The organism is Microbispora sp. NPDC046973, assembly GCF_040644495.1.
Lineage (GTDB): Bacteria > Actinomycetota > Actinomycetes > Streptosporangiales > Streptosporangiaceae > Microbispora.
Genome location: NZ_JBEYWQ010000022.1, coordinates 97,075 through 109,585, shown reverse-complemented (window position 1 = coordinate 109,585; position 12,511 = coordinate 97,075). Strand labels below are relative to the sequence as shown.

General features: G+C 71.9%; 9 protein-coding genes and 1 pseudogene. All 10 read left to right on the top strand.

Translation table 11 applies throughout. The features are described 5' to 3' along the window. Positions 1–41 precede the first annotated feature (41 nt). Positions 42–575 (top strand): methylated-DNA--[protein]-cysteine S-methyltransferase, encoded by a 534-nt coding sequence (locus tag ABZ860_RS31895; RefSeq protein WP_357227161.1) that lies wholly within the window; start codon positions 42–44, stop codon positions 573–575. A gap of 28 nt (positions 576–603) precedes the next feature. Next, entirely contained in the window at positions 604–1,515 is a 912-nt protein-coding gene (gene miaA / locus ABZ860_RS31890; RefSeq protein ID WP_357227158.1) for a tRNA (adenosine(37)-N6)-dimethylallyltransferase MiaA, read from the top strand. A gap of 9 nt (positions 1,516–1,524) precedes the next feature. Continuing rightward, a complete protein-coding gene (gene dapF / locus ABZ860_RS31885; protein ID WP_357227156.1) occupies positions 1,525–2,337 on the top strand; it encodes a diaminopimelate epimerase in 813 nt (270 codons plus the stop codon). A 72-nt stretch (positions 2,338–2,409) separates the two neighbouring features. Continuing rightward, complete coding sequence (locus ABZ860_RS31880; RefSeq protein WP_357227154.1) at positions 2,410–3,177, top strand: hypothetical protein; 768 nt, start codon at positions 2,410–2,412, stop codon at positions 3,175–3,177. Positions 3,178–3,243: 66 nt separating this feature from the next. After that, a complete protein-coding gene (locus tag ABZ860_RS31875) occupies positions 3,244–5,520 on the top strand; it encodes a tetratricopeptide repeat protein (RefSeq protein ID WP_357227152.1) in 2,277 nt (758 codons plus the stop codon). Positions 5,521–5,590: 70 nt separating this feature from the next. After that, positions 5,591–6,352, top strand: a complete 762-nt coding sequence (locus ABZ860_RS31870; RefSeq protein ID WP_357227150.1) for an SDR family oxidoreductase — start codon at positions 5,591–5,593, stop codon at positions 6,350–6,352. A gap of 353 nt (positions 6,353–6,705) precedes the next feature. Next, a pseudogene (locus ABZ860_RS31865) lies at positions 6,706–7,728 on the top strand (glycine betaine/L-proline ABC transporter ATP-binding protein); the annotation flags it as partial. Between the two features lie 657 nt (positions 7,729–8,385). Beyond that, positions 8,386–10,320 (top strand): ABC transporter permease subunit, encoded by a 1,935-nt coding sequence (locus ABZ860_RS31860; protein ID WP_357227147.1) that lies wholly within the window; start codon positions 8,386–8,388, stop codon positions 10,318–10,320. Then, positions 10,317–11,297: an ABC transporter substrate-binding protein gene (locus ABZ860_RS31855; RefSeq protein WP_357227145.1), complete on the top strand. Its 981-nt coding sequence runs from the start codon at positions 10,317–10,319 to the stop codon at positions 11,295–11,297. Before ABZ860_RS31860 ends, ABZ860_RS31855 begins: the two co-directional genes overlap by 4 nt. 162 nt (positions 11,298–11,459) lie before the next feature. After that, complete coding sequence (locus ABZ860_RS31850; RefSeq protein WP_357227144.1) at positions 11,460–12,410, top strand: ABC transporter substrate-binding protein; 951 nt, start codon at positions 11,460–11,462, stop codon at positions 12,408–12,410. Positions 12,411–12,511: the final 101 nt, after the last annotated feature.

The window sequence follows — 12,511 nt, the reverse complement described above, 5'->3', positions numbered from 1 at the left end:
CGATCACCCTACCCCGGTCGGCCACGCGCAGAATGGGACGTATGGACAGCAGCACGGTGGCGTTCGCGACCGTACCGACCAGACTGGGCGACGTGCTCGCCGCCGTCACCGAGGACGGGGTCGCCGCGACGCACTTCCGGGACGGCCCCCTGCTCAGGGAGCGCATCGCCGATCGCCTCGGGATGGCCGTCGCCGACGACCCGGTCCGTACGGACGCCGCGAGGGAGGAACTGGCGGCGTACTTCCGGGGCGAGCTGAAGGAGTTCCGCGTGCCGGTGGACTGGCGGCTCATGTCGCCGCTGCAGCGGCAGGTCCTCGGCACGCTGTTCGCCACCGTCCCGTACGGCGAGGTGGTGACCTACGGGGAGCTGGCGGCGCGGAGCGGCACGGGGGTCCCGGCGCGGGCCATCGGCTCGATCATGGGCGCCAACCCGATTCCGATCATCGTGCCGTGCCACCGGGTCGTCGCGAGCAACGGGCTCGGCGGCTTCAGCGGCGGCGAGGGCGTGGAGTCCAAGCGGTGGCTGCTCACCCTGGAGGGCCACCTGCCTCCCACCCTCGACTGGGACATCTGACCTCCCCGCCGCTGGGACACTGGAGGGTGTGGGGCAGCTACCTGTGATCGCCGTCGTGGGCGCGACCGCGGCGGGCAAGTCCGACCTGGCCGTCGAGCTCGCGCTCCGGCTGGGCGGCGAGGTGATCAACACCGACTCCATGCAACTCTACGAGGGCATGGACATCGGCACGGCCAAGCTGACCCGGGAGGAGCGGCGCGGCGTCCCCCACCACCTGCTGGACATCTGGCCGGTGACGCGGACCGCCAGCGTGGCCGAGTACCAACGGCTCGTCCGTCCCCTGATCGAGGACCTGCGCTCCCGCGACCGGGTGCCCGTGCTCGCGGGCGGCTCCGGGCTCTACGTGCGCGCCGCGATCGACGACCTGGAGTTCCCGGGGACCGACCCGGACGTGCGGGCCCGGCTGGAGAAGGAGCTCGCGGAGACCGGCCCGGCGCCCCTCTACGAACGGCTCAAGGGCCTCGACCCGGTGGCCGCGGAGAACATCCTGCCGAGCAACGGCCGCAGGATCGTCCGCGCGCTGGAGGTCATCGAGCTGTCCGGGCGGCCGTTCTCCGCCACGATGCCGTCGTACGACGCGGTCTACGACAGCGTGCAGATCGGCGTCGAGGTGCCGCGGCCGGTCCTGGACGAGCGGATCGAGCGCCGGGTCGCCCTCATGTGGGAGGCCGGGCTGGTGGACGAGGTGCGCGCGCTCGCCGCGCGCGGCCTGGCCGAGGGCAGGACCGCCAGCCGGGCGCTCGGCTACGCGCAGGTGCTGCGCTTCCTCTCCGGGGAGTGGTCCGAGGAGCAGGCGCGGGAGGAGACGGTGCGGGCCACGCGCAGGTTCGCCCGGCGGCAGGAGTCGTGGTTCCGCCGCGACCCCCGGGTGGTGTGGCTGCCGTTCGACGCGCCCGATCTGGCCGACCGCGCGATCGCCCTGATCACCGGCGCCTCCTAGACTGCTGGCATGCGGTTTCTGAAGGGCCACGGCACCGAGAACGACTTCGTCATCCTGCCGGACGCCGACGCCACGCTGGACCTGTCCGCGGCGGACGTCGCGGCGCTGTGCGACCGGCGCGCGGGCATCGGCGCCGACGGGGTGCTGCGCGTCGTGCGCACCAAGCTCTGCCCCGAGGTGGCCGCGCTGGCCGGCGAGGCCGAGTGGTTCATGGACTACCGCAACGCGGACGGCGGCATCCCCGAGATGTGCGGCAACGGCGTCCGGGTCTTCGCCCGCTACCTCGTGGACGCGGGCCTCGCGGCGCCCGGCGAGTTCGCCGTCGCCACCCGCGGGGGCCTCAAGCGCGTACGGCTCGGCACGTCGGGCGACGTGACCGTGGACATGGGCAGGCCGCGGGTGCTGGGGGACAGCCGCGCGATCGTCGACGGGCGCGAGTGCCGCGGCGTGAACGTGAACATGGGCAACCCCCATCTGGCGTGCGCCGTGGAGGAGCCGGTGGCCGGTTTCGACCTGGGCCGTGAGCCGGACTTCGATCGCGGGGTCTACCCCGAGGGCGTCAACGTCGAAATCTTCAACGCCGTGGGCGACCACAAGGTGTCCATGCGGGTGCACGAGCGAGGCTCGGGGGAGACGCGCTCGTGCGGCACCGGGGCCGTCGCGACGGCCGTCGCCGCCGCCCACGCCGCCGGGGAGACCACCGGCACCTGGGAGGTCCGGGTGCTCGGCGGCACGGTCACCGTCACGCTGGAGGAGGACACGAGCTACCTGTCGGGGCCGGCCGTCCTCGTCGCCTCGGGGGAGTGGCCCGCCGTCCTCTGATCGTTTCAGAGACTTGCAGAATCTTGTTCTGATCCGCCACCCTGGGTCCAGAGAATGGACTTAGGAGGGCCCATGGACCCGCGTGACGCGGTGGTGGAGACGAAGGCGGCCGTCTGGGCCCTCGGCGGAGGCTTCATGATCTCCCGGGAGGTCAAGGCGCTGTGCGAGCGTCACGGCCTCGCTTCGCGGGAGATGTACTTCCGGGGCAGGTGCGGCGTCCTCGGCGAGGTGGACGCCGATGTCGTGCTCGCGGCGGTCGTCTTCTTCCCGGCCGGGCACGTCCGCGAGTCGTGGGAGGGCGGGCGCAAGCTCCCGGCCGAGGAGGCCGCAGCCCTCTACGCCGGCGCCTGCCACGACTGGGGACGGCGCAGGCTCGCCCGGCTCGGGAACGCCGACCGGCTGGCGGAGCTGCTCGCCGCCGTCGCCGACGGCGCGGCTCCGTTGTGCGCGCCGCTGTTCGCCGGATGGCGGGCCATGCCCCGGCCCGCCGGCGGGCCCGCCCTGGCGGCCCACCTGCTGCACGTCGTGCGGGAGCTGCGCGGCGCCCGGCACGCGACGGCCGTGGTGGCGCACGGACTCGGCCCGCTGGAGGCCACCCTCGTGGGCGCGGACGACGCCGGGACGACGCTCCCGTACGACCGCGCCTCCGACGTCGCCCGCTTCCTCGCCTGGCCCGAGCCCTACCCCCGGCCGTCGGCGGATGCGGCGGAGCGCAGGGCCGGAGCGGAGGAGCTGACCGACGACCTCGTCGCCCACGCCTACGCGGCGCTCGGCCCGGCGGAGCTCGCCGAGCTGTGCGGCCTGCTCCGGGAGGCGTCGCAGGCGGCCCGGGCGCGCTGACGCGCCGGTGCGCCGAAGGCCGCGTTCGTTTGGGTCATGGTCGGCGACCTGGCAGACTGACTGCTCATGGACGTGGACATCTGGGCCTGGGTCGGTGGCACCCAGCGTGAACTGCACGAGGCGGGCAACACGGGGCTGGCCATGGCGCTGGGTGACGTGCCCGCGCAGGCGCTGGAGGGCCGTTTCACCCAGCTCGACGTCGTGGCGCCGGCGATCGCGCAGCACGCCGAGACGCTGGAGAAGCCGTGGCTGGAGTTCTTCGCGCGCTACTGGCACCTGCTCGGCCGGGTGGGTGACCGGGCGATCGGCGCGGCCGCGCTCGACGACGCCGTCGCACTGGCGGACTTCGCCCAGCGTGACGACGTCCGCGACTGTCCCGCCGCCCCCGGCGCGGTGGAGGTCCTGGCGATGGCCCAGGCCAACACCGACGGCCCCGGCTACGCCGAGGCCCGGCTGGCCGCCCTCGGCGCGGCCCTCGACGGCGTCGGACCCGACTCCCTCGCCTTCTCCGGCCTGGCCACGCAGTACGTCGCGGCCCTGATCGACGCGGGCCAGGCGGCCGAGGCCGTCGCGTACGCCGAGGCGGCGGTCGAGCGCCTGCGCGGCGAGGGGCGCGAGGCGAGCTGGGAGCTGGGCGCCGCCTCCGCGCGGGCCCTGCTCGCCGCCGGACGCCCGGACGACGCCCTGGCCGCGCTCGACGCCTCGACCGGCTTCAAGCCGGACGACCCGGTCGCGAAGGGCCGCCGCGAGACCCTGCTCAGGTCGCAGGTGCTGGCCACCCTCGGCCGTGTGCAGGAGGCCGTGGACGCGCTGCCCGACCTCGACGTGGTGGGCGACCACGCGCGCGAATGGGTGGAGTGGGCGCGCACCGTCCGCATGCTCACCGAGGGCATCGCCAACACCTGGCAGCTCGGCCGCATCCTCCGTCAGTGGATCGCCTACTTCGAGAGCGTGGGCGGTCACCGCGCCAGGTTCGAGCTCGCGCTGACGGCCGGTCACCTGGCGGTCGCCCGGCAGGGTCTGTGGCAGGCCCGCCTGCTGGCCGACTACGCCGAGGCCGCGATCGCCGACCTCCGTGTGAGCGAGGGACTCGCCGAGCGGGTGGCCGAGCTGCGCGCCGCGGCCGAGGCCGCCGAGGAACTGCCGCCGCCCGGCCCCCGCGACGAGCTGGTGGCCTACTTCGACGCCGCCGACGGCCGCACGGCCGACCCCGAGCGGTGGGTCGGCTGGCTGTGGCCGCTGTCCGGCACCGACCTCGAGTCCACCCGGCGCCACACCACGACGCTCGGGTTCCTCGGCTACGCCCCGGTGGGCGCCGACATCTACTGGAAGACGATCGTCGAGGACGGCGACCCGGCCGCCGCCGGCGACGAGGACATCTCCTACCTCACCGGCCTGCTCATCGAGGCCCACCAGGACGAGCGGGTGGAGACCCTGGCGGCCCGTCTGCCGGAGACCCGCTCGCACCTCGCGCTCGCCCGGCTCCACCGCGCGCGCGAGCGCTGGGAGCAGACCGCGGCCGAGGCCGAGCAGGCGGTCGCCCACGAGGGCGGGCTGGAGGCGCGCCGCCTGTGGTCGGGCGCCGCGCAGCAGCTCGGCGACAACGCCAAGGCGGCCGAGATCCTCAAGCCGCTGCTCGACTCCGGCGAGGGCGAGGAGGAGGACGTCTGGCGGCTCATCGTCCTGTCCACCGCCGTGGAGGACTGGGCGACCGTCCGCGCCGCGGGCGCCAAGCTCGGCATGCCGATCGAGCCGGGAGAGGGCCCGATCGAGGAGGAGTGGCACCTGGTCCGGGTGATCCTCCCCGCCCCCGACGGCAGCCAGCGGGAGGTGCTCGCCGTACGGACCGGCCCGGCCACCGCGCGCCTGGCGATCCCGCAGCCGCGCGGCATGGAGTACAACGCGGGCGACGTGGTCGTGATCGACCCCCGGCCGCTGGAGCCGATCCCGGAGAACGAGCAGGAGCGGGAGAGCTTCGTCATCCCGTTCGCCGGGGTGACGATGCTGCGCCCGGGCGGTTACACGAGCTGGTTCTTCGACGGCGCGGCGCCGTCCGAGGACGAGTGGGCCGAGTTCAACGAGGTCCTCGCCGAGCGCGGCTGGCCGATGTGGGTCTACAGCGACGAGAACTACCGCGTCACCCACCCGGCCACCGGCGAGCAGCTCCCCGGCGTGTTCGGCTGGATCGCGATCCCGCCCACCGTGCGGCCGGCGGAGCTGGACGCCGTTCTCGACGACGTCACCGAGCAGTGGTCGCACCCGCTGGCGTGGCTCGACCTCGCCCGCGAGGTCGGCATCGAGGCCGAGCGGCACGAGCGGATCTCCAAGGAGTACGGCCTCTGATCCGCCCGCCCGTCGTCCTGGCGAAACCTTGCTCTAGTGTCGATGTTCGATTCGTGAGCGAGGAGGCGGCGTGATCCTGGACCGGTTCCGTCTTGACGGCAAGGTGGCCATCGTGACGGGGGCCTCGTCGGGGCTCGGCGTCGCCTTCGCCAGGGGCCTGGCGGAAGCGGGTGCCGACGTGGTGATCGGCGCCCGCCGCCCCGAGGGACTGGAGCGGACCCGGCGGCTGGTCGAGGAGACCGGCCGCCGCTGCCTGGCGGTCCCGACCGACGTGTCGGTTCCCGAGGAGTGCCAGGCCCTCGTCGACGCGGCCATGGGCGAGTTCGGCCGCGTCGACGTGCTGATCAGCAACGCGGGCGTCGGGACGGCCGTGCCCGCCCTGCGGGAGTCGCCCGGCGAGTTCCGGCGCGTGCTCGACGTCAACCTGAACGGCACCTACTGGATGGCCCAGGCCTGCGCCCGGGTCATGCGGCCGGGCTCGTCGATCGTCAACATCGGCAGCGTGCTCGGCGAGACCACGGCCGGACTCCCGCAGGCGGCCTACAGCGCGTCGAAGGCCGCCGTGGTCGGCCTCACCCGCGACCTCGCCCAGCAGTGGACCTCGCGCCGGGGCATCCGGGTCAACTGCCTGGAGCCGGGCTTCTTCGAATCCGAGATGACCGCGCAGTATCCCGACGGCTACCTCGACCGCATGCGGGAGCAGCGGGTCCTGATGAAGCGCTCGGGCGACCCGGAGGAACTCGTCGCCGCCGCCGTCTTCCTCGCCTCCGACGCCGGTTCGTACGTCACCGGGGCGGTGCTCCCGGTCGACGGAGGCATTCTCGCCACCTGAGGCCGGTTCTCCCGTTTGCCGCCTGTCTCCCGTCTGCCGCCTCGCGGGGGCGGGTCCTCCCTCACACCGCGCCGCCGCGCCCTCACTGCCCGGTGCGGCCCGTGGGGCGAAAGATCACCGGACGATCACGATATGGAGATTAGGTGGCATTTTTCACCATATGAGGGGCAGCAGGGCCCTAGCCTCAGACCTGTTGTCAAAACAGGATCCGTGTTGCGCCTAGCGCAACGCCTGTGCGTGTGCCCTGAGGAGTCGTTGGCCCCCCGCTCTTCATTCACGGCGTGCGAGCGGCAGCCCTCGCGCCGTGCTTTGGCGTTCCCGGGCGTCCACGCCGCCTCGCGGGCGAGCGCCAAGTGAGGGGAATCAGAGTGGGCACAGCCGCGATCGAGGTTCGCGGGCTCTGGAAGATCTTCGGTCCCAAGGCCGACCGGATCATCGGCAGCCCCGACGCCGACCTGGAGCCCGCGCAACTGCGGGCGAAGACAGGGTGCACCGCCGCCGTCAGGGACGTCAGCTTCGAGGTACGCCCGGGCGAGGTATTCGTCGTCATGGGCCTGTCGGGCAGCGGCAAGTCGACGCTGGTGCGCTGTCTCACCCGGCTCATCGAGCCGACGGCGGGCGAACTGCGCATCGACGGTCAGGACGTGCGCGCGATGTCGGCCAAGCAACTGCGGGAGCTTCGCCGCCACCGGGTGAGCATGGTATTCCAGCACTTCGGGCTGCTGCCGCACCGGAAGGTCGTGGACAACGTCGGCTACGGCCTGGAGATCCAGGGCGTCGGAAAGGCCGAGCGGCACGAGAAGGCCCGGCGCATCCTGTCGCTGGTCGGGCTGGAGGGCCATGAGGACTCCTATCCCGAGCAGCTGTCGGGCGGCATGCAGCAGCGGGTGGGGCTGGCCCGGGCGCTCGCCGTCGACCCCGAGGTGCTGCTGTTCGACGAGCCGTTCAGCGCGCTCGACCCGCTGATTCGCCGCGACATGCAGGCCGAGGTCATCCGGCTGCACCGCGAGGTCGGCAAGACCATGGTCTTCATCACCCACGACCTGTCCGAGGCGCTCAAGCTCGGCGAACGCATCGCGATCATGCGAGCGGGCGCGATCGTGCAGGTGGGCACCCCCGAGGAACTGGTCGGGGCGCCCGCCGACGATTACGTGGCCGACTTCGTGCGGGACGTTCCCAGGGCGCAGGTGCTGTCGCTGCGCTGGATCTCCCGCGCCCCCGAGCCCGACGAGCCGCTCGACGGTCCCGAACTCCCCGCCGACACCGTGATCCACGACGCGGTCCCGGCCGCGATGGCGTCCGACCGGCCCATCCGGGTCGTCGCCGACGGCGAACTGGTCGGCGTGGTGAGCCGCGTCGATCTCCTCGGCGCGGTGCGGCCCGGGACCGAGCCCGTGGTCGTCGCCGCCCCCGCCCGGGAAGCCGCCGAGGAAGCCGGCGAAAAGCACGCCGAGAGCCCCGCTGAGGAGCCCGCCGAGGAGCCCGCCGGCACCGAAGAGCCGACCGGCTCGGCGGAGTCCGCCGCTCCGGAGGAGCCCACCGGCACCGAAGAGCCCACCGGCACCGAAGAGTCCGCCGGCCCTGAGGAGCCTGCCGGTTCGGAGGAGGCGGCCGGCACCGAAGAGCCCACTGACTCGGCGGAGACCGGCGGTGACGAGCCCGTCGCCTCCGGCTCGGCCGAACAGGAGCAGCCGCCGGCCGAGGGCGACACTCCCGCCGCACCGCCGAAGAGAAGGCGCGCGAGCACGCGTGCCACCGCCACGAAGAAGGCACCGAAGCCCCCGGCCGAGGGCGGGGCGGACGCGTCCGCCGACGCACCCGCCGCCGCGAGTGGCAGGAAACCGCGGGCGTCGGCGGCGAAGGCGCAGGAGGACACGCCGGCGGCTCCCAAGACCAGAAGGCGCACGCGCACGGTGAAGGCGTCGGAGCAGCCTTCGGCGGAGGGCGAGGACGACGCGCCCGCGCCCGTGAAGAAGAGCACGCGCGGGGGCGCGGCCGTCGCCTCCGCCGGCGCGTCCGGGGAGGCGTAAGTGGTGAGCGCACCTGTGCAGGCGGCCCCGCCCGTGCAGGCCCCGGCGCGGGTCCGGCGCCTGCCGCGATGGGTCGCGCCGGTCGCCGGAGTGGTCGCGGGGGTGGCCCTCTACGTGGCCTTCCGCGGCACGGCCGTGCTGCCGCACGACGACGACGCCACCCTGTTCCACTGGCTCAACGACGCCCGCGACTGGGTGGACGCCAACCGCAACAGCAGCCCGATCTTCCTGTACGCCGTCAACTACCTCCGCCTGGGCGCGGCGGAGGTCTTCGCGCTGATCCAGGGCGCCCTGGTCGCGCTGGGGTGGCCCGGGCTCATCGGCCTGGCCGCCGGCCTCGGCTGGCTCGCGGGCGGCTGGCGGATCGCGCTCGTCTCGCTCGTGGGCTTCGCCGGGCTCGGCGTGCTCGGGTTCTGGGAGGCGAGCGTCGAGACGCTCGCGCTGACGCTGTCCGCGGTGGTGCTGTCGCTGCTGTTCGGCATCCCGCTGGGGATCTGGGCCGGCCGCTCGCCGCGCGTCCGGCGGATCGTGACGCCGGTGCTCGACGTCATGCAGATCATGCCGACGTTCTCGTACCTGTCGCCGATGGTGCTGCTGTTCCTCATCGGGTCGGCGTCGTCGACGATCGCGACGATGATCTACGCGATGCCGCCCGCCATCAGGATCACCGCGCTGGCCATCGAGCGGGTCTCCGGTGTGACGGTGGAGGCGTCGGAGTCGCTGGGCGCCACGCGCTGGCAGACGCTGCGCAAGGTCCGCCTGCCGCTGGCGCTGAACACGATCATGCTGGGCGTCAACCAGACGATCGCCGCTGCTCTGTCGATGGTGCCGTTGACGGCGCTGATCGCGGCGCCGGGCCTCGGCGAGGACCTGATCCGGGCGCTCGCCCGGGTCAACGTGGGTGCCGCGCTGGTGCCCGGTATCGCGATCGTGCTGATCGCCATCGTGCTCGACCGCATGACGCGGGCGGCGGCGCAGCGGCGCGAGGGCGGGACCCGGGCGAGGGCCGCCCGCTGGGGCGGCTTCGCCGTCCTCACGGCCGCCGGCCTCGCGCTGACCCCGGTGCTGGCGCAGGAGTTCCCCGAGCAGTGGCAGGTGCAGATCATCCGGCCGATCAACGACGTGGCCGACTGGATCGAGGCGCACTGGTACACCTTCACCGGCTTCCTCAACGACACCGTCGCGTACGGCCTGCTCAACCCGCTGCAGGACGTGCTGACCAGCGCCCCCTGGTGGCTGGTCACGGCGGCGGTGCTGGTGTTCGCCTGGCGGGTGAGCGGATTGGTGGCCGGTCTGGTCGCGGCCGCCTGCCTCCTGGGCGTCGCCGCGCTCGGCCTGTGGGAGCACGGCATGCAGACGCTGACGATGGTGCTGGTCGGCGCGCTGATCACGATCGCCGCCGGGCTCGCGCTCGGCGTGGCGGCGGCGCGGTCCCGGTGGTTCGCCGCCGTGCTGCGGCCGATCCTGGACGCCGCGCAGACGATGCCGTCGTTCTCCTACCTGCTGCCCGCCGTGGCCCTGTTCGGCAACGGCCGCTTCACCGCGATCATGGCCGCGTTCATCTACGCGGTGCCGGTGGTCGCGCGCGTGGTCGAGGACGGCCTGCGGGCGGTCCCCGGCACCGTGATGGAGGCGGCGAGGTCGGCGGGCTCCACCGACCGGCAGCTGCTGTGGAAGGTGCAGCTGCCGATGGCTCGCGGCTCGCTGCTCCTGGCGGCGAACCAGGGCATCGTCATGACGCTGGCGATGGTGGTGATCGGCGCGCTGGTCGGCGCGGGCGCCCTTGGATACGACGTCGTGGCCGGGTTCGCGCAGCAGGAGGACTACGGCAAGGGCCTCGCGGCCGGCGTGGCCCTGGTCCTCCTCGGAGTGATGCTCGACCGGATCACGCAAGGCGCCAACGGGCGCCGCTCTCCCCACAAGAAGAGGAACGCATGAAGAAGTTACGCCTAATCGCAGGGGTTCTCGTTCTCGGTCTCAGCGCGGCCGCCTGCGGAGGCGCCAAGGTCGAGGACGACTCCAAGGCGGCGCCGAGCGCGAGCGCCGCGGGCTCCGCGGGCGCGTCCGCGGCGGGCACGGTCAAGATGGCCATCAACGGCTGGGTCGGCTACGAGGCCAGCGCCGCCGTGGTGTCCTACCTGCTGGAGCACGAGCTCGGCTACAAGGTCGAGAAGGTGACGCTCGCCGAGGAGCCGTCCTGGCAGGGCATGGAGTCGGGCGACGTCGACGTCATCATCGAGAACTGGGGCCACCCGGACCTCAAGAAGAAGTACATCGAAGAGAAGAAGGTCGCCGTCGAGGCGGGCAGCACCGGCAACAAGGGCGTCATCGGCTGGTACGTGCCCGAGTGGATGGTGCAGAAGTACCCCGACATCACCGACTACAAGAACCTCAACAAGTACGCCGACCTGTTCAAGACGTCCGAGTCGGACGGCAAGGGCCAGATGCTGGACGGCGACCCGTCCTTCGTCACCAACGACGAGGCGCTGGTCAAGAACCTGAAGCTCGACTACAAGGTGGTCTACGCCGGCAGCGAGGCCGCGCTGATCAAGGCGGCCAAGCAGGCGACCGAGCAGAAGAAGCCGCTGCTCATGTACTTCTACGAGCCGCAGTGGCTGTTCAACCAGGTCAAGCTGGTGAAGGTCAACCTCCCGGCGTACGAGGAGGGCTGCGACAGCGACCCCAAGAAGGTCGACTGCGACTACCCGCCGTACGACCTCGACAAGATCGTGAGCAAGAAGTTCGCCGACACCGGCGGCAAGGCGTACGAGCTGGTCAAGGCCTTCCAGTGGACGAACGACGACCAGAACGCGGTCGCCGACGACATCACCAACAACGGCATGTCGGCCGAGGACGCGGCCAAGAAGTGGGTGGAGGCCAACACCGCCAAGTGGCAAGCCTGGATGCCCAAGTGATCTGAGGATCACGACCCCGTCCGCCCGCCCGGGCGCCGAGCACGTGTCGGCCGCGATCTCCGCGATCGCGGCCGATCCCGCTTGTTGTGGAATACTCTGCCGGTGTCGCCGCGGCCCCGCCGCTCGCGTTCGCCGCCCGTACGACATCAGATGAGGCTAGATATGAGGATCCGTCTCCTTGCCGGCGTGCTGACGCTCGCGCTGGCCATGACCGCCTGCAGTGGCGGGAGTTCGGATGACGCCGCCGGAGCAGGCGCCGGGGGCGGCACGAAGACCGTACGACTCGCGATCAACCCCTGGATCGGCTACGAGGCCAGCGCCGCGGTCGTCGCCTATCTCCTCGAGCACGAGCTCGGCTACAAGGTCGAGAAGATCGAGAGCGCCGAGGCGGACTCCTGGAAGGGCTTCGAGAAGGGCACGGTCGACGTCGTCCTGGAGAACTGGAGCCACCCGGAGCTGAAGAAGGAGTACATCGACGACAAGAAGGTCGCGATCACCGCGGGTGAGAACGGCAACAAGGGCGTCATCGGGTGGTACGTGCCGGAATGGATGGTCAAGAAGTATCCGGACATCACGGACTGGCACAACCTGGTCAAGTACAAGGACCTGTTCAAGACCGACAAGAGCGACGGCCTGGGGCAGTTCCTCGCCGGCGACAAGTCCTTCGTGACCAACGACGAGGCGCTCATCAGGAACCTGAACCTGCCCTACAAGGTGGTCTACTCCGGCAGTGAGGACGCGCTGATCGCGGCGGCCCGCAAGGCCACCGAGAACGAGACCCCGCTGCTCATGTACTTCTACGAGCCCCAGTGGCTGTTCAACCAGCTCAAGCTCGTCAAGATCAACCTTCCGCCGTACGCCATCGGGTGTGACGCGAACGTCAAGACGATCAAGTGCGACTATCCGCCGTACCTGCTCGACAAGATCGTCAGCGTGAAGTTCTCCAAGACCGGCGGCCAGGCGTACGAGCTGATCAAGAACTTCGTCTGGACCAACGACGACCAGAACGCCGTGGCCTACGACATGGCGGTGAACAAGATGAGCGCGGAGAACGCCGCCCGCAAGTGGGTCGAGGCCAACAAGATCGTCTGGCAGGACTGGATCCCCGCCTGATCCACCGCATCCGATCCCGCATCTGATCCAGCGCATCTGATCAAGCGGGGTCGTTCACCGGGTCCGATCGAGGGGCGTGGCGCGCACGGCGTGCCGCGCCC